Raw genomic sequence first — 25,180 nt, 5'->3', positions numbered from 1 at the left:
TTATGTCGGTTTCTTATTCCACACTTCTTAAAACAAATAAAAACTTCAATAAACTATTTTATGGGCAAACATTAAGTGTACTTGGGGATTGGTTCCATACGGTAGCTTTATTAACATTTGTCTACAGCATAACGGAATCGCCGTTTATGATCGCACTTACTTTTATAAGTAAAAGTTTACCACAGCTTCTTCTTAGTCCATTCATAGGCGGAATTGTAGATTGTTTCTCTAAAAAGAATATTATGATTTTTACCGATATTACACGGGGAATTCTAGTCCTTACATACTTACTCGCAGGCTATAAAATTGAGATTATTTTCATTGCTAATATATGTTTATCTGTACTTGCTTGTTTATTTGAACCGGCTAAACAAGCAACCCTAAAAAATATCGTACACCAAAATCATTTCGTAACTGCTAACTCTCTTTCTAGTACAATTAATGGTTTTATGTCTATTATGGGGGCTTCTTTGGGCGGAGTAATTGCACAATCTTTACATATTGAGTTCGCTTTTTTAGTAAATAGCCTATCATACTTTCTTTCAGCCTATTTTATTTATAATATGAGTATTCCTGCTCATGATACTTGTAACAAGAACAAAGCATTTTTCACTGATATAAAAGGTGGTTATACATACATATTACAAACAAAAATCATTTTAACATTAATTCTTGTCGGCATTTCATGGGGGATTATTGGAGGCGCTTATCAACTACTTCTAACGATCTATGCCGAAAAAATTTTCCATACGAACATTGGGATTTTATATACGGTTCAAGGGGCTGGACTTATGATAGGAAGCCTTCTCGTTAATCTTTATATATCCCATAATAAAGAAAAAATGAAAAAAGTATTCGGTTGGGCCTACTTATTACAAGGAATTTTCTTTCTCGGATTCATTCTATCCGATCAACTTATTATCGGTATCATTACTTTATTCTGTATGCGTATAGCAGGAGGAATTATCGTTCCACTTGATACGACATTACTTCAAACTTACACACACGAAAATATGATAGGTAAAGTTTTTTCATTCCATTATTCTATTTACGGATCTCTTATTCAGTTATCGATGTTTTTTACAGGAGGGCTGTTAGAAATTCTTTCTCCTCAAATGATTGGCAGTTTATTAGCTATATGTTGTATTTTTGTAAGTTTTATATGGCTGTTCTTGTTTTATCGCGGGGAATTTAATGAAGAATCTCCTTCTACTTAATAGCATGTTTATAAACATGCTATTTTTATTTATGTCGAAATACAGAGGAAAAAGACGATTTATTTTCCTTACGTTCTAATTTTTTAGAATGTACAATAAATTTAGATTATAAGAAAAGGGGTGCCATAATGTTTGACGATAGACTTACTATTTCAGCTGAGCAGCAGAAGCTCATTTCCAATGCAACTCGCATTCAAATTCTTCACCTTTTAAAAGATGAAGCACTTACTGCAAAACAAGTTGCTACTAAACTAAATAAATCTGCTGGAAGCGTACATTATCACGTTCAAATTTTATATGATGGAGGGTTGCTTGAATTAGTAGAAACGAAGGAAAAACGAGGGATTATTGAAAAATATTATAAAGCAAAAGCTGCTCATTTCTATATTGAAGAAAGCGGCACAGAAGGAACGAATACAGGTAGTCATATTGTATCTCATTTATTTTTAACTCCAGAGGAATTACAACAGCTTACTTGGGAGATTACACAAGTTTTATTACGCTGGGAAAACAAAACCGCTCGTCAATCAAACTCTGAAAAGGAATACGCTATTTCCTGCAGGATTAAAAAACAATGAAAGAAAGGGCCATTTATTCATGAAAAATAAATTATTATTATTGTCGGGAACAGGAATTTCTCGTTTAGGTGATTTTATGTATCTCATCGCTCTAAACTTAATGGTGTTAAATAGCACAAACTCACCTGCTGCTGTAGCAGGATTATGGATTGTTGGTCCAATCGCCACTGTTGTTACAAAAATATGGTCTGGTAGTATAGTAGATCGATTAAACAAACGGTCCATTATGCTCATCACAGATATAATTCGAGCAGCTCTCATTGGCTGTATTCCATTATTTGATTCTATTTGGGCCATTTATATGTTCATCTTTTTAACTCGCATCGCTACATCATTTTTCGATCCAGCTTCATTTACTTATAAAACAATGCTCATACGAGCTGAAGAGCGCGCTCAATTTAATGCATGGAATAGCCTATGTACAAACGGGGCTTTTATTATCGGTCCAGCTCTTGCTGGAATACTTCTCACCACGTACTCAGCAGCCTTTGTTATTTACTGCAACTCACTTTCATTTCTACTTTCTACCATTCTCATTTACTTCTTGCCAAACATTACATTACAAACAAAGCAAAACGAAGAAGTTGCAAATACTTTCGTACAAACATTACGAAGTGATTGGAAACAAGTTTTTTCGTTCGCTCGAACAGAAACGTACATTATTCTCATATTCGTTTTATTTCAAGCGACTATGCTTGTTTCTATGGCACTCGATTCACAAGAAGTTGTTTTTACGAGGCAAGTACTGTTTTTAACCGATATAGAATACAGTATGCTTGTTAGTATAACTGGCGCTGCTTACGTTTCCGGTTCATTTCTCGTCTCTCTCTTTGCCAAACGATTACCAATTCAATATTGTATCGGATTAGGTATGATTTTCACAGCAATAGGCTATGTAATTTTCGCCTTTTCAAATTCATTTATAGTCGCAGCAGGTGGTTTCATTTTACTTGGTATTTCTTCATCATTTGCTGGTACTGGCTTTATAACATTTTATCAAAATAACATCCCTATATATATGATAGGACGTATCGATAGCGTGTTTGATTCCATAAAAAATTTCATCCAAATCTTTTTCGTTTTAGCAATTGGGGCATCCGCACAATTTCTTTCCGTTCAATTTACTGTAATAAGTAGCTCGTTACTCATTCTTTTCCTTTCCTGTTTATTAGCAATCCGGGTAATGACTCCTTCACGAGAAAAATACTTTAAAACTACAGGATCATCATTAGAATATTAAATGCAACATAAAAAGCGGCTATTTGCCGTGCAGTAAGCCCCCCACTGATTAAAGTTTCACTTTATGTTAAAATATTTATTAAATTTGATTATGTAGGGGGGCTATTTTGGAAATTATATTCATTTTCATATGTATTATATTAGTAGCTTCTATTTTACAAACAAGTACAGGTTTTGGCTTTTCTATTATGGCAACACCTTTCTTACTCATGTTATTTCTACCACAAGAAGCTATACAAATAAATATCATTTTATCATTAATTATTTCCATATCACTCATTTGGAAAATAAGAATGGATATTGATTTTATACTACTGAAAAGGTTTATTTTTGGAAGTATAGTTGGTGTTCCTTTTGGCATTTTCATTTTCACTTCCATTAACATCAACACTTTTAAATTAGCAATTAGCATCCTGCTTTTACTATTAACGTTGATGCTAATATGCAACTTTAAGATTAAATCAACAAAATCTAGAGATTTCTTAGTGGGCGGATTATCCGGTCTTTTAACGACAAGTATCGGCATGCCAGGTCCTCCCCTATTACTTTATTTTACAGGAACTGATACTGAAAAAGAGAAGTTAAGAGCAACTACATTAGCTTTTTATCTGTTTATATATTTCATTAGCCTACTAACTCAAATACTCTTTACTGGCACAAACAAAACAATTTGGGAATCAAGTTTTTACGCTATTCCAATTGTATTTCTAGGTTTGTATATAGGGCAAATTATTTTCAAATGGCTTAATCAACGGATTTTCAAAATATTTACGTACATCCTTTTAAGTTGCACGGGTATGTATCTTCTTATTGAAAGTTTGCATTTATTATAAGTAAGTTTTTCAAAATACAAAATCATAAATAAAATACTAACCAAACGATAAAAAGCGGCTATTATGCCGCTTTTTATTTTCACATTAAATATTTTAAAACTAGAAGCCCAGCTATCGCTATTACAAACACATTGAAAAAAGTCATCCAACTTTTTTCGAAATCTTTATATCTCTCTTCTTTCACTCCACATTGTTTTAGCTTTCCAATTAAAACTGTTAATTCTTGATTATACTCCTTACTTCCTAATTGTATATAATTGTTATTTATTTTAATTCCATATACATTTTTCATTTTTTTATGTTGCGAAACTGCTTGAATTGAGTTTACTAATACACTGTATTCATTTAACTTTTTAAAATAACAATCTAACGCTATAATTTGTAACCTTGTATTAGTTAAAACAATGTAATAATAAAATGTAGCACCTGTGGTTAATATATTAGGTATAACTTTAGAATTTACAAGACTTCCTTCTTCCACTAATATTTCGCATTGTATTTCCTCTCCTTCTTGCAACTCTTTCCGAACTGATTCTTCTAACATTTGCACCGTTAATTTCTTCAATAACTCCCCGTTTTTCACATAATACTTATCTATATTGATAGACTCATTTGCTTCTTTCTCTAAACGTGTAATTTCTTCCTCTGAATATTGGAGCTCATTTAACATCGATAATAATCTTTTATCCATATTACACACTCCCTTTCCACAGTTTTTGAAGTTTTTTCTTCCCACGAGAAATTCGATTGTATATATAATCTGCCGTTACTTTTAATTCTTTTGCAATATCGTCAATGGAATATCCATCAATATACCTCTTTAAAAAGATATATCGATCTTTCTTATTTAAATCTTGAACAATTTCCATAATCTCTTCTTCTTGTTCTATTTCATACCTATCATGGACACTTGTATCTATTTCTACGTCCTTATCGATTTTATTCTCTTTATATACTTTCTTTTTATATTCCAATGCCTTCAATTTAGTAATACCAATCATCCAAGATTTTAAGTTTCCCTTTTCTGTATCAAATTGGTCGATATTAAACCAAATAACAGTAAATACATCGTTATAACAATCATCCACATATTGTTTTTCAGTAGGGGTACTTAATGATTTATGAATAATGTACAAAATTAATTTTCCATATTGATCAATCACTTCTTTCAAAGCATCTTGATCATGTTTTTTCATAGCTATAATTAAATCCTCTTCAGAATCGAAAATCATATGCATCTTCCTTCCTCAGTTCCCCTTTAGCAGCTGCCTTTACTTACTATTGGTATTTCATTCTCATTTTCTATCACTTTTGTAAAAATTTATTAACTTTTATTTCTATATATATGATAACAAACGAAATACCTAAGATCAGAAAGAATAGACAACTTTCTGATCTTAGGTATTTCTCCTTTCAAAAAAGGCAAACCCGCATCACAGGTTTGCCTCTTTACTCACTTCTTATTTAATCCTTTTTCACTTAAAAACTCTTTCATATGCATTCTTTTTTCTTTAGACATAAACGAACTCATGGATTCCGTCCATGTTACTTTTTTTTGATTTGATGATCTTTCTTTGTAATACGCGCTCATCGTTTCATCATATTCGTTTAATAATTCATCATATTTTTGTTCATCATATCCATTTTCATGAAGAACCGCTGCTACCGGTAAGCGTGGTTTAACTCCATGTTCTTCATCTGGTACACCGACTGTCATTCCGAATACAGGATATACTTTATCTGGTAAATGAAGCAATTCGCTCACTTCTCTCGGATTATTACGAATTCCACCAATATAGCAAATTCCGTATCCTAATGACTCTGCTGCTAACGCTAAGTTTTGCGCAAAAAGTGAAGCATCTACCGTCGCAACGATAAAGTCTTCCACTCCTTCATGCTTTATTTCTGTACCATGTTTTTCACATGCCATTTCAAGTCGTTTTAAATCTGCACAACAAACAAAAAATGCTGCGCAGTCTTTCACATGGCGATTTCCGGATAGCTCTGCTAGTTTAGCCTTTAGGTCTTGATCTGTTACATATATAACAGAATACGCCTGTACAAAATGTGATGAAGCCGCATGTTGCGCAGCGTGCACCATCTTTTCTACTACATCTTTCGGAATTGCTTCTTCTTTATATTTACGAACTGAAACGTGTTGCTCTATCTTATGTATTATCTCATTCATGAAAATCACTCCTTTTTCTCTTCATAATGAAAAATTAACACATCTTTTTTAATATTCACAACTTATAAGCACAAAAAGAGCAATTCTTTTTTTGAATTGCTCTTTTTTTAAAACGTCTATGAATACGGTAAATGAAATTTTTCATTGTCTTATTACGCCGTTTTCAACACTTTAATACCTTTTACGATATTCCAAATGAAATAGTAAATTCCTACAAGAATGAACACTGCATATGTGATAATCATTCCTATTCCAGCACCGTCAGATTGATTAAAACCTAAACCGTACATGCCTGATACTGCTAGTCCTCCAAATAAGATTGCGTATGGGAAAACATGTGACCAAAATGCTTTTTTCGCGTGATATTTCACTTCATCTTCTGCAACAAAGTACACGATAATTGGTAGTAAAAATGGTGCAAAAAAGATACTAAAGTAACATAACGAAGATAAAATATTATTTCCTTTCATCCGATTCACCTCTAAATAGTTTTTGTTACCTTCATTATGTCAGGAAACCATTCTAGAAACTATCGCTTTACCTTTCACTAACGTGACATATTTGTAAGATTTTCCTCAAATTAAATCCCGTCTGAATTTTCAGGCGGGATCACTTTCACTATATTCGATTCATAAACCAATACTGTGTAATTGCTAAATATTCTCGTACATTCGATGGAATGATGATTGGTTTCGGTGTTTTTGCCGGAAGACCTTCTAATTGTAAGCCTTGTTTGGCCGCTATTTTTTTCGCTCTAAACATATGAAAATCGTTTGTTACGATCATACCTTTTTTCATATCGGCTGGAATTAACGGTTTTGAGAATGTAATATTCTCATCTGTACTCGTAGATTTGTCCTCCATTATAATACGGTCTTCTGCGATGTTTTGTTTTATTAGTCCTTGTTTCATTGCTAATGCTTCTGAAATGTCTTCACCTTTTCCTTGTCCTCCAGATACAATAGCGATTGTTTTCTCATGTGATTTTAAATATTCAGCTGCTTTATCAATACGATATTGCAATGAATAAGATGGTTTCGTTCCATTTACTTTCGATCCTAGTACAATTATGTACTCAGCATCGTCACTTGCATTCATATGTCCATGCTTATAAATGTGATATTGTAAAAACCCCGCATATACGGCGCAAATCATTATAACAACTAAAATGCACTTTATTATTCTCTTCTTTCTCATACTCATATACTCCTATTTTCTTTTACTTCCTTCATGATAATATCCATTTATTTGTTTGTATACAGACAAATTCCAATAAACCCTAATTTATCCTCTGAAAGGTAATATTTATATTACTTTCGGGAATAGTAAGTACAACTTTACACGAAGGAGTGTCTCTATTGCTTCTCTTTTTATGTAACGTGTCGTTCTTTTTCATCTTATTTTTACTATCGCTTAAGTTACTCGGTAAATCCGCGTTAGCGCAACTAACTCCTCATGATTTTGGGGCTATAATTTTTTTATCTTATTTAGCTTTCCAGGCCATCCCCGTCTCTGGTGCTTTACAAGCATTTCTCGGTATGGTTGTTATTACATGTTTACATTTACTCCTTACAAAATTAAGCCTATTCAACAAACTAAATCGTTTTATTCTCGGACACCCTATCATTTTAATTAAACATGGTGATATTATTTTTGAGAACTTACAAAAAAGTAGATATCCCATTGCCGAACTACTTTCTAATCTTCGCGTTGCAGGATATCCAAGTGTTCATGAAATTGAATACGCCATTTTAGAAGCGAACGGAGCTATTAGTATTTTACCAAAAAGAGAACTTGTACCATTAACTCCAAAAGATTTAAACATAGATGTTAAGTATGCTGGATTACCAATTGCACTTATCGTCGATTCACAAATTCAATATGATAACTTAAAGTTAATACATAAAGATGAAAAATGGTTATATAAAGAATTAAAAGAAAAAGGAATTACAAATATTAAAAACGTTGCCTTTGCTTCTGTTCAAGAAACGGATGGATCTTTTGCGATTAGTTTAAAAGAATAAGAAAATCCCCTTAATTGCTTAAGGGGATTTTTTATCATATCGCTTCTTTCTCTCCTGCCATATTTAATGGAACAGGATGTTTCATACGATTCATTGTAAATACGATAATTGCTGTCATTACTTCAGCAACTGGCATAACGAGCCAAATCCCATTTATACCAAATAATTTCGGCATAATCCATAACAATGGAATGATAAATAGTAATCCACGGCTCATTATAATAAGTACTGATTTCTTCGTTTGTCGCACTGATTGGAAGTACTCTCCATACACAATGTTATAACCTAAAAATACGTATTGGATAAAGAATAAACTAATACCTGTTAAGGTTAACTCCAATAATTCTGGAGATTGAACATCAAATAAATCAATGATATATTTCCCGAAGAATAATCCGACAATTATCGCAACGCCTCCGAGGACAACTGCAATTTTCACAGCAAACTGTAATCCTTCACGAAGTCTCTCTGATAAATTTGCCCCGTAATGAAAACTAGCAATTGGTTGCAATGCTGCTCCAACACCGAAGAATAATAGTAATGTCATTGCATGAATACTATTCACCATCGCATAGGAAGCTACTCCTACTTCTCCTGCATATTGAACAAATGCGATATTAAAACCAATCGTTACGATTGCAACTGTGCTTTCTGCTGTAAAACTTGGGAAACCAATCACCATAATTTGTTTGACAGTATCCCATTCAAAATGGAATTTCGTCCATTTTAAAATGCTACTTTTTCTAAAGAAATGAGTTAATAATACAAGGAAACCAATCGCTGCTGAAAGAATAGTCGCTGAAGCAGCACCTGTTACGCCCCATCCAAAGATAAAAATAAAGATATAGTCAAACAGTATATTTAATACAGCTGTTACAACAAGACCAGCCATTGCTAAATTAGGATTTCCATCATTTCGTATAAATGTACTTAAAATATTTTCTAAAACGTATATCATTCCAAATGTTAGTAATACGTGTAAATAGTCTAACGCATATGGTAAAATCACTTCATTTGCACCAAATAAGTACGCTAAATCTTCTATTCTCCATAAACAAATAGCCGCTAAAACACCTACGATAACAACTGCTACCGTCATGGATTGAGTAAAAATAGACCTTGCTCTTTCTCGTTTATTTTCACCTAATGCAATGGAATATAACGTTGCCCCGCCCATCCCGATCCATAATGAAATAGAGAAGAAAATCGAAAACGCTGGAATAGCCACGTTTACTCCTGCTAAACCGTTCGCCCCAACTCCTCTACTAATCATAATCGCATCAATTACAATATTCACTGACATTAATACCATTCCTAGAACGGCTGGTATTAAATAAGAAATAAATAAACTTTTAACTGGTTTTTCTCTTAATTTTTCTGTTGCTTCCATACTATTATGCTCCTTTTTCAACGCTCTGTTCACAGTTTAAACCTTCAAGTAACTTGAAGGTCAAGAGAGAATTAAAAAAATAGGAAATTTAATTATCGGAATTGATGCAGGTTTGTAATTAATAGAAGTCCTACACTCTATTTTTTCATTACTGGAATTTGAATTTCTGTTACTTGCTCCTCTGGATTTTCTGTTACAGACCAATCAATTAATCCAATCTCAATCGAATCTCCACTTATTTCGTATCCTTCTTGATCAATGTATTCCATTAATTTCTTATATGTTTCACCTGTTTCTTCATATGATCCATGATGATAAGCGCACGCAAACATACCAGCTTTAATTGAATCTGAACTATATACTTGATAAGGCATATAATCCAAAAGAATAAATACGCTGCTATATGCTTGAAACTCCTTTTGCATGAATGCTTTTTTGGAAATTGTCACACCTATATCTCCTGAAAATAGACTATCATCCATTTGCTTCATATTTTTTTGAAGCGAATGGATATAATAATCAAACATATCATCTGTCGTATTCGGCGCCACTGCAATCGCTGTTATTTTTCTTTTTGGTATTTTTTTAATAAGTATTCGATCGGTTTCCGCTTTCGTCGCCTTCTTTATTAAATGAATTCTATGTTCCATTTTTGCTAAAGCATATTCAATTTCTCTTTGTTTCTTCAGCATCATTTCTTGTTGTTTTTCCAGTAAATTGAGTGCGTATGTTGGATTTCTTTCATCAATATATTTCTTAATTTCCTTTAACGGAATATTTAACTGGCGTAAAAATTTAATCGTATCTAACAGTGAAAATTGATCGATTGTATAATAACGATAATTCGTTTGAGGATCAACAATGGACGGATGAAAAATTCCTTTTTCATCATAATACCTCAATGTAGATTCTGCAATATTATGCATTTTTGCCATTTCTCCAATTGTAAAGCGTTTATTTAATAACATGTTTCCTTCTCCAATTCATTAAAAATATTGCCTTATTTCTTCTTATTATATAGCCATTCCCTTCATACCTAAATCAAATTCCATCATGAAAATCTGCTATTTTTTCATTGATTTTTAATAAATTTTATTATATATTAATTACAGGTTCAAATTACGAGTTCAAAAGAACTTGTAATCAGACCCTTTTGTTTAATGGGTTTTACATATTTTCATTAGGCAAATTCCGAGAAATCGTATGATAAAATTAAAAATGACGAGGAGAGGATCAGATGGAATTCGAATTTTTCTTTCAAATTGCACTTATTTTATTAAGTACAAAGCTTGCTGGTGATCTTAGTGTTAGATTAGGTCAACCTTCTGTACTAGGTAAATTAATTGTCGGTATCGTTATCGGTCCAGCTGTATTAGGTTGGATTGAAAATTCAGAGCTTCTAACTCAATTAAGTAATGTCGGAGTTATTCTTTTAATGTTTATGGCTGGACTTGAAACAGACTTAGAAGAATTAAACGCAAATCGTAATTCTTCTTTAGCAGTTGCACTCGGAGGTATCATTCTTCCATTCGTAGGTGGTTACGTTTCCGGTCTTGTGATGGGAATGGAACAAGGAAACGCTGTATTCTTAGGATTACTTCTATGTGCGACAAGTGTTAGTATTTCCGTACAAACACTTCGTGATTTAGGTAAAATGAAAACACGTGAAAGTACGACGATGCTTGGAGCCGCTGTATTTGATGACATTCTTGTTGTTATTTTATTAGCATTTGCAATGAGCTTCTTAGGTACTGATGATGTTAACTTAACAATGGTTATCTTGAAGAAAGTAGTATTCTTCGCTTCTATTATTTTAATCGGATGGAAAGGTGTTCCTGCGATTATGCGCTGGTTATCACCACTGCGCGTATCTGAGTCTATCGTGAGCGCGGCTCTTATCATCTGTTTCTCATTCGCATATTTCGGCGAATTATTAGGAATTGCTGGTATTATCGGTGCTTTCGCTGCTGGTATTGCAATTTCTCAAACAAACTACAAACATGAAGTAGAAAAGAAAGTAGAACCAATTGCTTACGCTATGTTCGTTCCCGTATTCTTCGTTAGTATCGGTATGAATATTACATTTGACGGTATCGGCAATCAAATTTGGTTCATCTTAGCATTAACTGTTATCGCTGTATTAACGAAATTAATCGGCTGTGGATTCGGTGCTCGAATGACTGGATTTGACGCTAAGTCTTCTGCAATTATCGGTGCTGGAATGGTTTCTCGTGGTGAAGTTGCACTTATCATCGCAGGAACAGGACTTTCTTCAGGTCTATTGGCACAAGATTACTTTACAGCAATCGTTATTGTCGTTATTTTAACTACAATGATTACACCACCAATGTTAAAATACACTTTTGGTGCAAAAGATAAAGCAATGAAAGCAAGTAAATAAATTTACTATAATAAAAGGAGATTGCTATTTTATAAGATAGCAATCTCCTTTTTGTTTTATCTTTAAACAATCCCGTTCTTTTTTAACCATTTTTCAAAAATAATTCGTGCTTCATCATCATCAATATCATTCCCAAATGAATACACCATAATGCCATAATCATCTATATATTTACCTAGCTTCATTCCCTCCACTTTCTTATAAAAATCGTCTGCCTCATAGTGCGGAATATAAGCATCCCAAACTGGTTCATTTATTCTTTTGTACGCCGTCACTTCTAAATCATATCCGTCTTCATAATATCCGATGTGATAATGTTTGTTAGGATCATATTTCTCCATTAAAAGTCCCCTCCTACTAAACAAGAGCGAGCCTTATATTACAGCTCGCTCCTCTCTCTATTTATTAAATACGCTCCATCGCTGTCTTCAACGTTCCAACAACGAAAGCAATCTCTTCACTTGAAATAACAAGAGGCGGCGCTAATGTTAAAACGTTATTATATCCTGCTGTTGTCATACCGTTTCGTCCTATAATTAAGCCCTTTTCTTTACAAACATTTACAACACTTGCTATTTTATCATTATCAATTGGCTCTTTCGTCTCTTTATCATTTACTAATTCAATCCCAACTAATAGACCTTTTCCTCTAATATTCCCAACAAGTGGATGTTCCCCAATTTCATCTTTTAGTTGCTCTAATAAAAGGGAACCCATTTGTGCAGATCGCTCAATTAAATTTTCATTTTCCATAATCTCTAAATTTTTAAGTGCTAATGCACAAGCTGCTGGATTCCCACCAAATGTATTAATATGGCGGAAAAATTCATATTCTCCTTTACCTTTAAAAGCCTCATATATTTCTTTTTTCACAGCTGTTGCAGATAATGGTAAATATGCGCTCGTAATACCTTTTGCCATTGTAATAATATCTGGCTTCACATCATAATTCATAAATCCGAATGCTTTTCCTGTACGTCCAAAACCGCAAATCACTTCATCACTAATAAGCAAGGCACCGTGTTTTTGACACGTCTCATGAACAGCTTTCATATAGTCTTGTGGTGGCATTAATATGCCCCCGCCTGTAATAATAGGTTCCATAATAAACGCAGCAATTGTTTCACTTAATTCCCACGTCATAACACGATCGACTTCTTTCACACATTCTACATCATAAATATGCTGCCCTTCAATTTCAGGCATACGGTAACAATCCGGTGGTGTTACATGTAAAAAACCTGAAGCAAACGGCTCATATTGATATCTACGCTGCGCTTGTCCCGTCGCTGCCATTGTCGCCATTGTATTCCCGTGATACCCACGGTAACGTGACATAAATTTATAACGATGTGGTTCACCTTTTTGAGCATAGTATTGTCTTGCTATTTTAAAAGCTGTTTCGTTCGCTTCTGAACCACTATTTGAGAAGAAAATAACATACTCTCCCCCAAGCCACTCATTTAACTTTTCAGCAAGCTTTATAGCTGGCTCATGGGATTGTGACATTGGAAAGTATGATAATGTTTGTAATTGCTTATAAGCCGCTTCTGCGAGCTCTTTTCTTCCATATCCACTATTCACACACCAAAGGCCACTCATACCATCTAAATATCTTTTTCCTTGTATGTCTTCAACCCAGCACCCTTCAGCTTTTGCCCCTACCATTGTACTATTTGGACTAAAGGGACGCATTCCGTGCCAAACATATTGCTCATCTTTTGCTAATAATTCATCAGTTTGCTTCGTTTTCATCATTACTTCCACCTTCCATAACAACTTATTTTTCACAAAAGCTGCGCTGGTGCCATGATGACTTAAATTTCTCCCTGCTATTTTCATTCCACAAAATTAAGACAAATCCTACTTACAAATCAGTAATATTTACAAGAAAATGACAAAAGAAAAAAGAGCTTTTCTTATCTATCGAAAAGCTCCTCTTTTATTTAATGTGAAGACGCATCGCTAATGCCATGACCAGTATTAGATTTCACGAGAATTTCATCAAATTTCGCTGCATCTTCTTTCTTACTAGATAAAACCGTTCCTAAATATGCTGCAAGAAATCCGAGTGGAATTGAAATAATTCCTGGTGTCGTATATGGGAATAACGCTTCCCCAACAAAAATAGCTTTTCCAGCTACAGGGTTCCAAACATTCGGACTCAACGCTACGAGAACAATTGCTGATACGAGACCTACAATCATACCCGAAATAGCACCCGTTGTATTAAAACGCTTCCAATATATTGTAAATAAAATTACTGGTAGATTTGCACTCGCTGCAACTGCAAATGCTAATGATACTAAAAATGCTACGTTTAATGTTTGGGCAAATAATGCAAGTATGATAGATAGTATCGCTACTCCAATAGATGCATAACGAGCCATAGATACTTGCTCTTTTTCCGTTGATTTTCCTTTACGAATGATTTCATTATAAAAATCATGAGCGAATGCTGATGCTGCTGTTAATACAAGACCTGCCACTACAGCCAAAATCGTTGCAAAAGCAATTGCTGATACGAAAGCAAATAAGAAGTCCCCACCTAACGCTTTAGCTAATAAAGGTGCTGCCATATTACCCGCTGGATTCGCTTTAATAATTGCCTCATTTCCTACAAACGCTGCTGCTCCAAACCCTAAGAAAATCGTCATAATATAAAACGCACCAATTAACCACGTCGCATATACAACAGATTGACGTGCTGTTTTTGCATCACGTACTGTAAAAAAGCGGACAAGTATATGTGGTAATCCCGCTGTACCGAGAACTAGTCCTAAATTTAAAGAAAGTGTATCAAGGCCAACTTTATACTTTACTCCTGGATTTAAAAACGAATCTTTTAATGGCGTAGCTGTTTTCATTTGTGCAAACATTTCAGTCACACTAAAATTAAACTTTGCGAAAACGATAACAGAAATAATAAACGTACCAGCCATTAGTAGTACCGCTTTAACAATTTGTACCCAGCTTGTTGCTGTCATCCCTCCAAAAATAACATACACCGTCATAAGTGTTCCAACGATTAATACAGATGTCGTATATTCAATCCCTAATAATAATTTAATAAGTGCACCCGCGCCAACTAATTGTGCAATCATATAAAAGATAGAAATCGTCATCGTATTAAGAGCTGCAACTCCGCGAACTTTTTTCGCATCAAAGCGTGCTGCAATCATATCCGCCAAAGTGTACTTTCCTAAATTTCTAAGCGGTTCTGCAACAAGATACAGTACAACTAAATAAGCAACTAAAAAACCGATACTATAAAAGAATCCATCAAACCCAGTTAATGCGATTGCTCCGGCTATACCAAGAAATGAAGCAGCAGACATGTAATCTCCAGCGATGGCCAAACCATTTTGCCAACCAGTTAATCCCCCTCCAGCCGTATAAAATTCACTCGCATTTTTCGTTTTTTTCGATGCAAAATAGGTTATGACGAGCGTACCAAGAACGATAATTAAAAATAGTGCAAACGCAGTAGTATTCAAGTTCAGCCCCTCCCTTTTTGCATATCTTGCAGAATTTTTTGGGAGATTTCATCAAATGACTCTGCTTTTTTGCTATAAATCATACATAGTGCCCATGTCATAAGAAATTGGGAAAAAGCAAATATCCACGCCCATGTAACGTCACCAAATGCAGGTGTATTAAGCACCTTTGAATACGACGTTAAAATAGGTAATGCGATAAAAAAACTAAAAAAGAAAATACTCATTGGAATGATAAACTTCTTTTTCGTATTTAATAACAATTGAAATTCTTCCGACTGAACGACCTCTGTATAATTTACCTCATTTTGCAACTTACGTGCTGACGTATCGTCTCGTTTCATTAACCGATCCCCTCTCTTACTTGAAATACACTTCCCCCTTGCATACCTAAAGACTAAATTTTATAAATATTCAGAAACTTATATTCATTTTAGACAATCCATGCATTCATGCAAAGATTTTTTGATAGACATTTTTCGGCAATTTCCCCTAAATTTTTAATATACTTTTTCAAAATAAAGTGACACCTTACTTATTTATCCTCATTAAGACAAAAGCAGTGCTTAACGCACTACTTTTGTCTTTTTTTCCTTTTCTAAATTACGAGCCGTTTCGCTTAGCTCAACATCTTTTCCGTCTTTAAGTGTTCCAAATATAAAATCGAATACTGGATTTGAAACACCAAACCAAAACTTTTCGTTTTTATAATGGTGTAATATATGTTGTTTTTTTAGCCATCTTCCAAACTTAGTGACGGGACGAATCGGTCTATGGGCAATATAATGTTTCCATTCGTAAACGAGCAGCATAATAATCATTCCGATTCCAAATGAAAGTGTAATAGTAACACTTTTTGTAATACCATATGCTACAAGTAAATATATAGTAAAACTAGGTATACTAAACCATACTGGTAAAAACAAAAGTTTTAAATCATCTGGATATACGTGGTGATCATAATGCAATCTTCTTAACATTTTTAATAGAAATGTGTTTTTAGGTGGCTTTATATGGAATAAAAAACGATGTGTCATATATTCATTAAGTGTATAGAAAACAATCCCAAACATACATGCTAACATCCCAAACCACGTAAAAAATTGCATTTTTAAAATAATAATGAAAATAAATAGAATGCTATACATAATAACGATATCATGTTGTAAAAAGAACTCTTTCCCCACTTTCTTCATCTTGTTTCCCCCTTTTCCAAAAAAACAGCCGCAACATATCGTTACGACTATTTCTTTTCTATTCTTATTCTATTCACTTTACAAATTTGCCTGCTGTTCTATTGTCGAGAAAAAATTATTTGGTCCAAATATATTTTGCTTCGGAATAATATGTTCCACTGCAAACACTGTTACTTCTCCTCTTTGCACTTCTCCAATAATGAGACCAAATATTTCATGATTTACTGCAAACGTCGGTTGCTTTGTTTGTAGCAATCTTGCAGCATTATGAAATACCGCTTCATATAGTGGATTTCTATCAGTAATTTCTTTTCGGATTTTTGGCGCTAACGTAATGATAATTTCTTTTCCGTCAATAGTGGTTCGATACATAAAAATCTCCCCTTCAATCTTATGTGAACAACTGTAAAGCTTTGTATGCAAAATGTATAGAGTAACCTACTAAAATAATACCTGCTCCGGCTGTTATGTAGCCAAGTGCTTTTGGTTTTAATAAAGTTCTTCCAAAATGTACAGAAAAAGCAATATTTAAATTCCATAAAATAATACCTGCAATAATGCAAAGACTGTACAAAAAAGCTTCTTGTTTCGTTACCTTCGTAAGTAATGAGCTAAGTGTACTTCCGTATATACCAAACCAAAAAACAAGATTTAATGGATTGGATATCGCAATTAAAAATCCTGCCATAAACGATTGCTTAAGGCCACCTACCTCTTCTTTTTTATATTCCATATTCGAGTGGAAAATTCCTTGTTTTACACTTTGAAATCCTAAATAAAATAACAAGAAAAAACCCGTGCAATACATGAAGGCTTGTACATATGTATACATAAACACAGAAGATAAACCGAAATAAATGAGTAACATAAATAAAACATCTGCAGTCATTCCACCAATTCCAACAACCCAAGCATGCCAAAACCCACGTTCAATTCCTCGTTTTAACATTTCAATATTAATCGGCCCTACTGGTGCAGCTAATGAAATACCTAATACGATTTGCTGTATAATTGCTCCAAACATCGCTCTATCCTTTCTACTCTCTTTATTACTAGTTAATGATATAATTTGAAAAAATAGACTAGCTTTCGTAATAAAATACCCTTTTTTATCCAAAATATACAAAAGAGCCATCTAGGTGATGGCTCTTACTTTTTTATCTTATGAAGAAAAGGGCATTTCCCTTTTATTGGTTCTACATCGTCTCCTATGAAATATTGTTTCCATTCACGATGCTCTGGGTCACCATAATGACTAATGTTAGGATGTTTCGGCAATTGATCCCACTTTTCAACTCGCTCACGGACCATTTGTCTTGAATATGCTCCTTTAGGACGATCTCCCTCTAATCCATCAAAAATAGTGCGTGGCTGAAATCCAATAACGAGAGCATTCCCTAAATGTCTAGTTTTTCGTTGTTTATAAGCTGGCGCATTTCCAAATGCAAATATTGGTTCACCACCAAATGAAAATTCCCATAAATAATGGTCTGGATCTTCAGGAATTTGCTTTGGCCATGCTTGCTCATCGTTTTCATGCAAATACTGTAGCACTTTCCAAAAAGAATCGCGGTAATATTCGAGTGATTGTTCTTCACATTCCGGTTCTACAAAAAGAAAAAAGCCCCTTCTTACAATCGGCCTCTCTTTCATTAACTCTAAAAAAGATAACATTGTATGCGGCAAATGACTCCAATCATTATGAGAAAGAAATGAATAACGAAGTTCATTCTTTTTCAAAGCTGTTAAACCGAAATAACATGGAAAAGTTGGTTCTAACACGACACTTGAAAAAATCTCAAATTCTTTTGCAACCCAATCCGGTATGTCGGTTCTCGTTCTTATTCCTTCATTATCTAATAAATAAGACTTATTCATTCTTTCACCTCATTATGTATAGCATTCAATTAAGAATATTACATACTCGGCCTGTCCTATACCTATTTAAAAATTCGACTGAAAAATTATTTAAAAATACAAAAAATAAAATCGCTTACTTGACTAAATTCTCCCAATTCGTGTATATTTAAATTAATCATTTAGCAGAATATTCAAGAATATAGCATTTTTAGTTTATATTATTTTTTAAATGAATTTCACTAAATGAAAAATAGTAAACGCTTTTAGGAGGAATTATAACATGCAAGGAAAAGTAAAATGGTTTAACAACGAAAAAGGTTTTGGATTTATCGAAATGGAAGGCGCTGACGATGTATTCGTACATTTCTCTGCTATTCAAGGAGACGGCTACAAAGCTTTAGAAGAAGGTCAAGAAGTATCTTTCGACATTACTGAAGGTAACCGCGGACCTCAAGCTGCTAACGTAGTAAAACTTTAATCCAACATATAACAGGAGGTTACCATACTTGGTAACCTCCTTTATTATTCCTTTGTATATTTCCGTTTTACAGAGCAAAAACTATGTGAAATGCGCAATATACAAAGGAGGCAGTATCAATGGGATCGGAAGTAAATGATTTTGAAGAAGTAAAATTCCGTGTAGAAACAGCACAAAAAATGGTAGGATCAGCAACAATTTCAATGGATCCAGACACATTAGAGCATGCTACTACTGCAGTAGAAGCAGCTCGCTCACAGCTTGAAATTATGAAATCTGTTGCAGTAGATTTAGATGAACCCTTTTTAATGAACGAGGAAAAGAAACTAAGCAAATGCGAGCAGCAATTAAACGAAGCAAAGCACTAAAAAAACATCCAGAGAATTTTCTCTGGATGTTTTTTTATGACAACTGTTCTCCATACTTTTTCAATGTTTCTCCAACTGTACATTGCCTTATACAAAATGAATGAGCATAATACTTACTATTTGTCTTTCGATTATGTTCTCGCAAGAAACATCCTTCACAATACGTTTCTAATAAGTCATTTACCTCTGTAATGAGTTGCTTTTTATCCACCTTTGCACCTCTCTATTCGGTTATTTCTTTATGACTATCAATAACTGTTCCTTCTAATGCTTGCGTTGCTAATTGATGTGCTTCTTTATTTTGTTTTCTAGATATCGGCTCACATACAAGTTTTAATTTCATTTGCTTCGCCTTTTGTTCAATTTGATCTAAATAATGATTTAAATGTTCATCGTAACAAGGCCATTCTCCGGCTAATTGCTGCAGTACCACTTGTGAGTCTCCGCGAAGTGTAACTGCTTCATACTTAATCCCTAGTTCCTCGAGTATATTCATACCGTATAATAATGATGCATATTCCGCTTCATTATTATCATATATACCTTCTATATATGCATTGCGGCGAATGCGGTAGTTTGTATTTCCTTTTTTATAATACACACATATACCAACGCCAGCTTCTTTCGTTTGCACATCATACCCCCCATCAAAATAAACGAGTATTTCTTGGGGCTCTTCCTCTACTTGCTTACTTAACTTTTTCATCTCTTTTAATGACCATTCTGCGTCCATTTCATCGTAAAATAAAAGTTCCTTAGCTCTTCCTGTTTTCTCAAAATCCTCTGCAAATTGAAGTACTTCTTCTATGTTCATATACTCTGTTGTTAATTCCGTCTGCAATCCACGCTTCGTTTTATACAACCAATGAATTTTATATTTCATACTACATTCCCCTTATGTAAGACTTCTTATATATATCCGGCTAATTGAAGCCTCACTTTATTTTATTATATTTTATCTAGAGTCACAGCATTATATTCAATATGATTACATACAAAAAGAGCTATCCCTATAGGAATAGCTCTTTCATCTATTACATAAATCTTTCAAATTGTACTCGCTTATTAATCCAGTACATTACAGGCATACCGATCGCCATGACAACAAATTCACCGATTGCACAAGTTAACCAAGACAACATAAATGGTAAACCCAATGCAAGATGAAGTTCAATTGCAATCATAAACATTGTAATCGTAAAGATAACTGTATTAAAAATCATACGAGCCCAAACACCTTTAATAAATCGCATAGAAATAATCGTTGCAACTAATGCAAGAATAGATTGACCTACTCCAAATACTAAATCATAAGCGATCATAGGTGAGAACAAGAGATTCGTTAAAAATACACCTAATACAATTCCGTAAATTGCTTTCTTGTTAAATACAACGAGATGATTAAACATCTCTGAAATACGAAATTGTACATTCGTAAAGCCAAATGGCTGAATAAGCATAGAAACAGCAATATATAATGCCGCTAAAATACCATTACCGACTAAAGTTCTAATATTCATGACAAAATCTCCTTAGTTTTTTTACGTGGGATGGTTTCGAACCACGTTATTCGTTTTTTAAGCAACAAGATTATATTTTACGTCTTAGCCCCTCTTTCGTCAATAGATTCCTATCATAAACTACCTTTTTCCTTTTAGACAACGTATAATGAAACATATGAAAGATTTAGGAGGTTTCACTTCATGACAGCAACAATTCAAAATGAAAAAGTGATCGTTTCCATTTCTGACAAAGGTGCAGAATTACAGAGCGTTCGCTTAAAAGAAGACAACACAGAATATTTATGGCAAGGTGATTCTACTTATTGGGGACGCCGTGCACCAATTTTGTTCCCAATTGTCGGCCGATTAGTAGATAATACATACTACGTAGACGGTAAATCATATTCATTAACACAACACGGTTTCGCTCGTGATCTTACTTTCTCTGTGAAAGAACAAAGCGAAACAAAAATCACTTATATCGTTACTAGTAATGAAGAAACATTAAAAAAATACCCATACGAATTCGAACTACTCGTTTCTTATGAGCTAGATGGACAAATCGTTCATGTAACATATGAAGTAAACAATCCTACTTCAAAAGAGATGTTCTTCTCAATCGGAGCACATCCTGGCTTCAACTTCCCTTTATTGGATGGTGAATCATTTACAGATTATCATTTATCGTTTAATGGTTCGGAACGCTTAGAAACAAGCGTATTAGAAGGACCTTATCTTTCAAACAAAAAGCAATTAATCGCTGAAAATACAACTGAATTGCCACTTACATATGATTTATTCAAAAATGATGCGCTTATTTTTGAAAATATGAATACGAATGAAATTTCGATTCGTTCTCATAAACATAATAAATTTGTAAAAGTAGAATTTGATGGCTTCCCATTTGTCGGCGTATGGACACCAGGGGATAACGCACCTTTCTTATGTATTGAACCTTGGTATGGAATCGCTGATGAAATAAATCCAGCAAAAGATTTCAAGGACAAAAAGGGAATTCAATCGTTACAAGCGAATGAAACATTTACATGTCGTTATAGCATCACAATCGGATAACTACTCTATCCCCTACTTCAAAAAGCATTTAAGTAGGGGATAATCTTATAATTTGGAGGTTTCTCATTTTGATTGAAGTATATATTGATGGTGCATCAAAAGGAAATCCTGGTCCTTCTGGTGCAGGAGTGTTTATTAAAGGCGTTCAGCCGCCTGTACAATTATCATTACCACTTGGAACAATGTCCAATCATGAAGCAGAATACCGCGCTTTACTTCTAGCATTAAAATATTGCATCGAGCATAATTATAGCACTGTCTCTTTTCGTACAGATTCCCAGCTTGTCGAACGGGCTGTTGAAAAGGAATACGCAAAAAATAAAATATTTGCACCTCTTTTAGATGAAGCGCTGCAGTACATAAAAAACTTCGATCTCTTTTTTATTAAGTGGATTCCAAGTAATCAAAATAAAGTAGCTGATGAATTAGCTAGAAAAGCTATCTTACAAAATTAACGGGGGTATGAGTGTGAAAAAAGAGTGGATTGCTCCTCTTGCTTTATTATTTGTCTCTTTTATTTGGGGAGCTACGTTTGTTGTCGTTCAAAACGCTATGTCTTTCGTTGGTCCATTTACGTTTAATGGTATTCGCTTTTTATTCGCTGGAATTATTTTATTATTCGTTCAAATTATTTTCTCACAAAAAACTTCAAAACAAGATATAAAACATAGTAGCACGGCAGGGATAATCGTTGGTTTTTTCTTATTTGTCGGTTATTTATTGCAAACATTTGGCTTACTCTATACAACATCTTCAAAAGCAGGTTTCTTAACTGGGCTAAGCATTGTTATGGTCCCAATCTTATCATTTATCTTTTTAAAACAAAAAGCTACCATTTTCATCGTACTTGGTATTGCTGTAGCTACAACAGGTTTGTACTTATTAACAGCTGCTGATTCTTTCCAATTAAATATAGGAGATATACTTGTTCTCGGTTGTGCAGTCGCTTTCGCTGCCCATATTCTTATTAACGGCTTCTTTTCTAAAAAAATATCACCTTTATTATTAAGCACATCTCAAGTATTAGCTGTTGGTATATTTTCTTCTATTTGCGCTTTCTTGTTTGAAGATTGGGAAAAGTTATTTTCAGTATCACTATGGACGAATCAATCCTTTTTATTCGCACTCTTTCTAACTGCCCTGTTTGCAACATCTATTGCTTTTTTCATTCAAACATCGGCACAAAAACACACTTCTCCAACGAGAGTAGCAATTATTTTCGCAATGGAGCCCGTTTTTGCTGCCTTAACAGGCGTTCTCGTTGCAAATGAACAACTTTCTATTTCTGCTATTATCGGATGTCTATGTATTTTTCTAGGCATGATTTTTGTTGAATTACCTTCCAAAACAAAAAAAGAAGCGCAGGCTGCGTGAAGTTACGCTTGTAACTTCCGCATAAAAGCCTTAGCGCTTTTTTTATCTGTAATTTCTTCCTCTTTCAATCGTTCTAATAACGCAACGAAATAACTACCATCAAACTGCAATTGATGTTTAATTGTCGCTTCTATTGCTGCGTTCACAATCCCATCAGACGCACCAGTATATCCTTGTCCAAACATAATAAACCCCTGTGCTTCCTCTGATAATTTAAATCCTTTCGTATGTAAGAATGAAAGATAATCTTCTACTGTTTGCATGTTATTCCCACCTACTCAAAAATTCTCCATCTCCTATCATACATGTTTTTACACGCTATGAGAATGAAATTTCTTTGACAACTTTGTAAATCAATCTTCTACTTCGCTTACAATGGAGGATTTTCTAACAATCTGAAGGAATATGTAAAGTGGAACTTATTTCATATTAAAGGGGAGACACGATGAAACAAGCACTATTAATTATCGACGCTCAACAAGAATTAATTGATGGAAATGAGCAAGAAAATGAAGTTTTTCGTAAAACCGAGCTATTATCTACACTAAATATAGCACTGCAGAACGCAATAGATTCAAATGCTCTTATTGTTTTCGTAAGAGATATCGATGTTGCTTCTGGTAGTGGCGAAGGATTTGAAGTACATAATCAAATTCAAGTACCCCAGTCTGCAATCCTTATTAATAAAGCAGCAACCAATTCATTCTACGGCACTTCTTTACTTGAGCTTTTAAAAGAAGAAAACATTAATCATATTGTTATAGGCGGATGTAAAACAGAACATTGTATTGACACTGCCGTTAGGACAGCAACTGTACAAGGATTTGACGTTACATTAATTAAAAACGGGCATTCAACAACTGATTCTAACGTATTGTCTGCAGAACAAATTATTGGTCATCACAATAAAACTTTACACGGTCATTATAACGTTGATAATTTTTCTATGGTGAGAGATATCGAGGAAGACCTCTTTCAGCCAACTCATGACCAATATCGTGATTAAGTTGGCTATAAAAAAGAATCCTTTTCACGAAAGGATTCTTTTTTCACCCAAAAACTTGTGCTGCAATGCTATACAGTTCATTACTCCTTTTTAATAATTTATCGCTATTTTTCATCATAATTGGCGGTGTATTCACCTTTTTAAAACCAGCAATCTCTAATTCTTTCATGAAACCGTTTTTTCCTTCTGGTACATCCATTCTTAATTTTCCATTATGCCCTCTTGCTAAATCATGTACTATTCTCATTGCCATCGCATTATTTTTAGCAACGACTGGTCCTATTATTTTATTTTCCGACGTTTGTATACTTATACCGTATCCTACTACATCTTCTTTCGTATCCTTTACAACGACACACCGCTCACTTTGCATAATTCTTTGTTTTAAAAACCCGTTTCGGCTTGTCCCAAATGCGCCTTCATCTATTTTTATTATTCCTTCTAAATCACTCTCTCTATAAACCATCATATATTCTTCATTTTCTGCACATTTATGATTGGCATTGTACGAGTTACAAATATATTTAGAAACATAGCTTACTACCCTAAATCCTAATTTTTCATATAAGGGCTTCCCTTCATCCGTAGCAATAAGCATAATTGGAGTTTGAGCTGATACGCTATTCATGCATGAATTCGTTATCACCTTTCCAATTCCTCTTCCCTTATAATCTGGATGTACAATTACCATTCCGATAGATGCTAACGCCTCCCCATATAATATTATTGCTGCGCTAGCAATAAGTTCTTTTCTCTCATTCCATACACCGTATACAATACCTGAGTTGAAAATTGTTTCAACTTCTTCTCTGTTATAATCCCATCCAATATAAGAAGATAACGCTACAATATCGCCTATTTGTTCTTTCCTAAGACACTCCACCCTAATTTCTAATTCAACCATACTCCATCCCCTTATCTAGACATTTAAATCATTATTACGAAATCAACTTGT

The 25,180-nt window shown here is 33.9% G+C and carries 32 protein-coding genes and 1 riboswitch; of the genes, 12 read left to right on the top strand and 20 right to left on the bottom strand.

Annotated features, from left to right (window positions below):
• The first annotated feature begins 2 nt into the window (after positions 1–2).
• The 4 genes from ACUXVC_RS08225 to ACUXVC_RS08210 all read left to right on the top strand — a co-directional run bounded on the left by ACUXVC_RS08225 (position 3) and on the right by ACUXVC_RS08210 (position 3,867).
• On the top strand, positions 3–1,217 hold the full coding sequence (locus tag ACUXVC_RS08225; protein ID WP_061660305.1) for an MFS transporter: 1,215 nt from the start codon (positions 3–5) through the stop codon (positions 1,215–1,217).
• A 128-nt stretch (positions 1,218–1,345) separates the two neighbouring features.
• The gene (locus ACUXVC_RS08220; RefSeq protein ID WP_000459090.1) at positions 1,346–1,795 is read left to right on the top strand and encodes an ArsR/SmtB family transcription factor; all 450 of its coding nucleotides are present in this window, start codon (positions 1,346–1,348) and stop codon (positions 1,793–1,795) included.
• Between the two features lie 19 nt (positions 1,796–1,814).
• Complete coding sequence (locus ACUXVC_RS08215) at positions 1,815–3,035, top strand: MFS transporter (protein ID WP_098126967.1); 1,221 nt, start codon at positions 1,815–1,817, stop codon at positions 3,033–3,035.
• A gap of 106 nt (positions 3,036–3,141) precedes the next feature.
• Positions 3,142–3,867, top strand: coding sequence for a sulfite exporter TauE/SafE family protein (locus ACUXVC_RS08210; protein ID WP_098126965.1), 726 nt, complete (start codon positions 3,142–3,144; stop codon positions 3,865–3,867).
• Between the two features lie 79 nt (positions 3,868–3,946).
• Here ACUXVC_RS08210 and ACUXVC_RS08205 read toward each other — a convergent pair whose 3' ends face one another.
• The 5 genes from ACUXVC_RS08205 to ACUXVC_RS08185 all read right to left on the bottom strand — a co-directional run bounded on the left by ACUXVC_RS08205 (position 3,947) and on the right by ACUXVC_RS08185 (position 7,252).
• The gene (locus tag ACUXVC_RS08205; RefSeq protein ID WP_098126963.1) at positions 3,947–4,558 is read right to left on the bottom strand and encodes a flagellar motor switch protein FliG; all 612 of its coding nucleotides are present in this window, start codon (positions 4,556–4,558) and stop codon (positions 3,947–3,949) included.
• A 1-nt stretch (position 4,559) separates the two neighbouring features.
• Positions 4,560–5,105 (bottom strand): sigma-70 family RNA polymerase sigma factor, encoded by a 546-nt coding sequence (locus ACUXVC_RS08200; RefSeq protein ID WP_003274080.1) that lies wholly within the window; start codon positions 5,103–5,105, stop codon positions 4,560–4,562.
• A 215-nt stretch (positions 5,106–5,320) separates the two neighbouring features.
• Positions 5,321–6,055: an oxygen-insensitive NADPH nitroreductase gene (gene nfsA, locus ACUXVC_RS08195; RefSeq protein ID WP_088021862.1), complete on the bottom strand. Its 735-nt coding sequence runs from the start codon at positions 6,053–6,055 to the stop codon at positions 5,321–5,323.
• A 152-nt stretch (positions 6,056–6,207) separates the two neighbouring features.
• Positions 6,208–6,525 (bottom strand): DUF4870 domain-containing protein, encoded by a 318-nt coding sequence (locus ACUXVC_RS08190; protein WP_000678056.1) that lies wholly within the window; start codon positions 6,523–6,525, stop codon positions 6,208–6,210.
• 148 nt (positions 6,526–6,673) lie between these two features.
• Positions 6,674–7,252: a YdcF family protein gene (locus ACUXVC_RS08185; protein ID WP_016082201.1), complete on the bottom strand. Its 579-nt coding sequence runs from the start codon at positions 7,250–7,252 to the stop codon at positions 6,674–6,676.
• Between the two features lie 161 nt (positions 7,253–7,413).
• On the opposite strand from ACUXVC_RS08185, the gene ACUXVC_RS08180 reads away from it, so the two are divergent.
• Positions 7,414–8,079 (top strand): DUF421 domain-containing protein, encoded by a 666-nt coding sequence (locus tag ACUXVC_RS08180; protein ID WP_000923922.1) that lies wholly within the window; start codon positions 7,414–7,416, stop codon positions 8,077–8,079.
• 34 nt (positions 8,080–8,113) lie between these two features.
• Here the strand turns inward: ACUXVC_RS08180 and ACUXVC_RS08175 are convergent, their stop codons facing one another.
• Together ACUXVC_RS08175 and ACUXVC_RS08170 are read right to left on the bottom strand one after the other, a co-directional pair.
• Positions 8,114–9,469, bottom strand: a complete 1,356-nt coding sequence (locus ACUXVC_RS08175) for an MATE family efflux transporter (protein WP_098126071.1) — start codon at positions 9,467–9,469, stop codon at positions 8,114–8,116.
• A 137-nt stretch (positions 9,470–9,606) separates the two neighbouring features.
• Positions 9,607–10,437 (bottom strand): MerR family transcriptional regulator, encoded by an 831-nt coding sequence (locus ACUXVC_RS08170; RefSeq protein ID WP_053564856.1) that lies wholly within the window; start codon positions 10,435–10,437, stop codon positions 9,607–9,609.
• Positions 10,438–10,706: 269 nt separating this feature from the next.
• Between ACUXVC_RS08170 and ACUXVC_RS08165 the strand changes: the two genes are divergently transcribed.
• A complete protein-coding gene (locus tag ACUXVC_RS08165; RefSeq protein WP_000393901.1) occupies positions 10,707–11,870 on the top strand; it encodes a cation:proton antiporter in 1,164 nt (387 codons plus the stop codon).
• 62 nt (positions 11,871–11,932) lie between these two features.
• Here the strand turns inward: ACUXVC_RS08165 and ACUXVC_RS08160 are convergent, their stop codons facing one another.
• The 8 genes from ACUXVC_RS08160 to ACUXVC_RS08125 all read right to left on the bottom strand — a co-directional run bounded on the left by ACUXVC_RS08160 (position 11,933) and on the right by ACUXVC_RS08125 (position 18,441).
• Positions 11,933–12,211 (bottom strand): DUF3986 family protein, encoded by a 279-nt coding sequence (locus tag ACUXVC_RS08160; RefSeq protein ID WP_000417068.1) that lies wholly within the window; start codon positions 12,209–12,211, stop codon positions 11,933–11,935.
• Between the two features lie 64 nt (positions 12,212–12,275).
• Positions 12,276–13,625 carry an aspartate aminotransferase family protein gene (locus tag ACUXVC_RS08155; protein WP_140155649.1) on the bottom strand — a complete coding sequence of 450 codons (1,350 nt, stop codon included), beginning with the start codon at positions 13,623–13,625 and terminating at the stop codon, positions 12,276–12,278.
• A 191-nt stretch (positions 13,626–13,816) separates the two neighbouring features.
• Complete coding sequence (locus tag ACUXVC_RS08150; RefSeq protein WP_016082206.1) at positions 13,817–15,367, bottom strand: solute symporter family protein; 1,551 nt, start codon at positions 15,365–15,367, stop codon at positions 13,817–13,819.
• 2 nt (positions 15,368–15,369) lie between these two features.
• Positions 15,370–15,711, bottom strand: a complete 342-nt coding sequence (locus ACUXVC_RS08145) for a DUF485 domain-containing protein (RefSeq protein WP_088021865.1) — start codon at positions 15,709–15,711, stop codon at positions 15,370–15,372.
• 222 nt (positions 15,712–15,933) lie between these two features.
• Positions 15,934–16,563 (bottom strand): sterol desaturase family protein, encoded by a 630-nt coding sequence (locus ACUXVC_RS08140; RefSeq protein ID WP_065228563.1) that lies wholly within the window; start codon positions 16,561–16,563, stop codon positions 15,934–15,936.
• 78 nt (positions 16,564–16,641) lie between these two features.
• Positions 16,642–16,935 (bottom strand): hypothetical protein, encoded by a 294-nt coding sequence (locus ACUXVC_RS08135; RefSeq protein WP_000286361.1) that lies wholly within the window; start codon positions 16,933–16,935, stop codon positions 16,642–16,644.
• 19 nt (positions 16,936–16,954) lie between these two features.
• Positions 16,955–17,698, bottom strand: coding sequence for a LysE family transporter (locus tag ACUXVC_RS08130; protein WP_016513073.1), 744 nt, complete (start codon positions 17,696–17,698; stop codon positions 16,955–16,957).
• Between the two features lie 14 nt (positions 17,699–17,712).
• Entirely contained in the window at positions 17,713–18,441 is a 729-nt protein-coding gene (locus ACUXVC_RS08125; RefSeq protein WP_016513074.1) for a YqcI/YcgG family protein, read from the bottom strand.
• A gap of 262 nt (positions 18,442–18,703) precedes the next feature.
• Here ACUXVC_RS08125 and cspB point away from each other — a divergent pair, with 262 nt between their 5' ends.
• Both cspB and ACUXVC_RS08115 read left to right on the top strand, forming a co-directional pair.
• Positions 18,704–18,901 (top strand): cold shock-like protein CspB, encoded by a 198-nt coding sequence (gene cspB, locus ACUXVC_RS08120; RefSeq protein WP_001161731.1) that lies wholly within the window; start codon positions 18,704–18,706, stop codon positions 18,899–18,901.
• A 119-nt stretch (positions 18,902–19,020) separates the two neighbouring features.
• The gene (locus tag ACUXVC_RS08115) at positions 19,021–19,269 is read left to right on the top strand and encodes a DUF2564 family protein (protein WP_000534400.1); all 249 of its coding nucleotides are present in this window, start codon (positions 19,021–19,023) and stop codon (positions 19,267–19,269) included.
• A 34-nt stretch (positions 19,270–19,303) separates the two neighbouring features.
• On the opposite strand, the gene ACUXVC_RS08110 is transcribed toward ACUXVC_RS08115, so the two are convergent.
• From ACUXVC_RS08110 to ACUXVC_RS08100, 3 genes are all read right to left on the bottom strand, one after another.
• Positions 19,304–19,480 (bottom strand): zinc-finger domain-containing protein, encoded by a 177-nt coding sequence (locus ACUXVC_RS08110; protein WP_000358801.1) that lies wholly within the window; start codon positions 19,478–19,480, stop codon positions 19,304–19,306.
• A 12-nt stretch (positions 19,481–19,492) separates the two neighbouring features.
• Positions 19,493–20,152 (bottom strand): ribonuclease H family protein, encoded by a 660-nt coding sequence (locus ACUXVC_RS08105; protein ID WP_000875548.1) that lies wholly within the window; start codon positions 20,150–20,152, stop codon positions 19,493–19,495.
• A 151-nt stretch (positions 20,153–20,303) separates the two neighbouring features.
• Positions 20,304–20,789, bottom strand: a complete 486-nt coding sequence (locus ACUXVC_RS08100) for a QueT transporter family protein (protein WP_001026480.1) — start codon at positions 20,787–20,789, stop codon at positions 20,304–20,306.
• A 6-nt stretch (positions 20,790–20,795) separates the two neighbouring features.
• A riboswitch (PreQ1 riboswitch) is annotated at positions 20,796–20,840 on the bottom strand.
• Positions 20,841–20,972: 132 nt separating this feature from the next.
• Here ACUXVC_RS08100 and ACUXVC_RS08095 point away from each other — a divergent pair.
• From ACUXVC_RS08095 to ACUXVC_RS08085, 3 genes are all read left to right on the top strand, one after another.
• Positions 20,973–21,845 carry an aldose 1-epimerase family protein gene (locus tag ACUXVC_RS08095; protein WP_053564860.1) on the top strand — a complete coding sequence of 291 codons (873 nt, stop codon included), beginning with the start codon at positions 20,973–20,975 and terminating at the stop codon, positions 21,843–21,845.
• A gap of 68 nt (positions 21,846–21,913) precedes the next feature.
• Positions 21,914–22,300 (top strand): reverse transcriptase-like protein, encoded by a 387-nt coding sequence (locus tag ACUXVC_RS08090; protein ID WP_327888050.1) that lies wholly within the window; start codon positions 21,914–21,916, stop codon positions 22,298–22,300.
• Between the two features lie 13 nt (positions 22,301–22,313).
• Entirely contained in the window at positions 22,314–23,219 is a 906-nt protein-coding gene (locus ACUXVC_RS08085; protein ID WP_000712599.1) for a DMT family transporter, read from the top strand.
• A gap of 2 nt (positions 23,220–23,221) precedes the next feature.
• Here ACUXVC_RS08085 and ACUXVC_RS08080 read toward each other — a convergent pair whose 3' ends face one another.
• Positions 23,222–23,482, bottom strand: a complete 261-nt coding sequence (locus ACUXVC_RS08080; protein WP_001195212.1) for a DUF6123 family protein — start codon at positions 23,480–23,482, stop codon at positions 23,222–23,224.
• Positions 23,483–23,664: 182 nt separating this feature from the next.
• On the opposite strand from ACUXVC_RS08080, the gene ACUXVC_RS08075 reads away from it, so the two are divergent.
• Positions 23,665–24,225, top strand: coding sequence for a cysteine hydrolase family protein (locus ACUXVC_RS08075; protein ID WP_095691140.1), 561 nt, complete (start codon positions 23,665–23,667; stop codon positions 24,223–24,225).
• A 43-nt stretch (positions 24,226–24,268) separates the two neighbouring features.
• On the opposite strand, the gene ACUXVC_RS08070 is transcribed toward ACUXVC_RS08075, so the two are convergent.
• Complete coding sequence (locus ACUXVC_RS08070; protein ID WP_095691141.1) at positions 24,269–25,129, bottom strand: GNAT family N-acetyltransferase; 861 nt, start codon at positions 25,127–25,129, stop codon at positions 24,269–24,271.
• Between the last annotated feature and the right edge of the window lie 51 nt (positions 25,130–25,180).

Source organism: Bacillus sp. N6 (assembly GCF_052805735.1).
This window is presented reverse-complemented; position numbering and strand designations above follow the sequence as displayed.

Coding starts and splice junctions, on each gene's coding strand:
- ACUXVC_RS08225 (WP_061660305.1), top strand. CDS start 3: ATGTCGGTTTCTTATTCCACACTTCTTAAAACAAATAAAAACTTCAAT.
- ACUXVC_RS08220 (WP_000459090.1), top strand. CDS start 1,346: ATGTTTGACGATAGACTTACTATTTCAGCTGAGCAGCAGAAGCTCATT.
- ACUXVC_RS08215 (WP_098126967.1), top strand. CDS start 1,815: ATGAAAAATAAATTATTATTATTGTCGGGAACAGGAATTTCTCGTTTA.
- ACUXVC_RS08205 (WP_098126963.1), bottom strand. CDS start 4,558: ATGGATAAAAGATTATTATCGATGTTAAATGAGCTCCAATATTCAGAG.
- ACUXVC_RS08200 (WP_003274080.1), bottom strand. CDS start 5,105: ATGCATATGATTTTCGATTCTGAAGAGGATTTAATTATAGCTATGAAA.
- nfsA (WP_088021862.1), bottom strand. CDS start 6,055: ATGAATGAGATAATACATAAGATAGAGCAACACGTTTCAGTTCGTAAA.
- ACUXVC_RS08190 (WP_000678056.1), bottom strand. CDS start 6,525: ATGAAAGGAAATAATATTTTATCTTCGTTATGTTACTTTAGTATCTTT.
- ACUXVC_RS08185 (WP_016082201.1), bottom strand. CDS start 7,252: ATGAGAAAGAAGAGAATAATAAAGTGCATTTTAGTTGTTATAATGATT.
- ACUXVC_RS08175 (WP_098126071.1), bottom strand. CDS start 9,469: ATGGAAGCAACAGAAAAATTAAGAGAAAAACCAGTTAAAAGTTTATTT.
- ACUXVC_RS08170 (WP_053564856.1), bottom strand. CDS start 10,437: ATGTTATTAAATAAACGCTTTACAATTGGAGAAATGGCAAAAATGCAT.
- ACUXVC_RS08165 (WP_000393901.1), top strand. CDS start 10,707: ATGGAATTCGAATTTTTCTTTCAAATTGCACTTATTTTATTAAGTACA.
- ACUXVC_RS08160 (WP_000417068.1), bottom strand. CDS start 12,211: ATGGAGAAATATGATCCTAACAAACATTATCACATCGGATATTATGAA.
- ACUXVC_RS08155 (WP_140155649.1), bottom strand. CDS start 13,625: ATGAAAACGAAGCAAACTGATGAATTATTAGCAAAAGATGAGCAATAT.
- ACUXVC_RS08145 (WP_088021865.1), bottom strand. CDS start 15,711: ATGAAACGAGACGATACGTCAGCACGTAAGTTGCAAAATGAGGTAAAT.
- ACUXVC_RS08140 (WP_065228563.1), bottom strand. CDS start 16,563: ATGAAGAAAGTGGGGAAAGAGTTCTTTTTACAACATGATATCGTTATT.
- ACUXVC_RS08135 (WP_000286361.1), bottom strand. CDS start 16,935: ATGTATCGAACCACTATTGACGGAAAAGAAATTATCATTACGTTAGCG.
- ACUXVC_RS08130 (WP_016513073.1), bottom strand. CDS start 17,698: ATGGCTCTTTTGTATATTTTGGATAAAAAAGGGTATTTTATTACGAAA.
- ACUXVC_RS08125 (WP_016513074.1), bottom strand. CDS start 18,441: ATGAATAAGTCTTATTTATTAGATAATGAAGGAATAAGAACGAGAACC.
- cspB (WP_001161731.1), top strand. CDS start 18,704: ATGCAAGGAAAAGTAAAATGGTTTAACAACGAAAAAGGTTTTGGATTT.
- ACUXVC_RS08115 (WP_000534400.1), top strand. CDS start 19,021: ATGGGATCGGAAGTAAATGATTTTGAAGAAGTAAAATTCCGTGTAGAA.
- ACUXVC_RS08105 (WP_000875548.1), bottom strand. CDS start 20,152: ATGAAATATAAAATTCATTGGTTGTATAAAACGAAGCGTGGATTGCAG.
- ACUXVC_RS08100 (WP_001026480.1), bottom strand. CDS start 20,789: ATGAATATTAGAACTTTAGTCGGTAATGGTATTTTAGCGGCATTATAT.
- ACUXVC_RS08095 (WP_053564860.1), top strand. CDS start 20,973: ATGACAGCAACAATTCAAAATGAAAAAGTGATCGTTTCCATTTCTGAC.
- ACUXVC_RS08080 (WP_001195212.1), bottom strand. CDS start 23,482: ATGCAAACAGTAGAAGATTATCTTTCATTCTTACATACGAAAGGATTT.
- ACUXVC_RS08075 (WP_095691140.1), top strand. CDS start 23,665: ATGAAACAAGCACTATTAATTATCGACGCTCAACAAGAATTAATTGAT.
- ACUXVC_RS08070 (WP_095691141.1), bottom strand. CDS start 25,129: ATGGTTGAATTAGAAATTAGGGTGGAGTGTCTTAGGAAAGAACAAATA.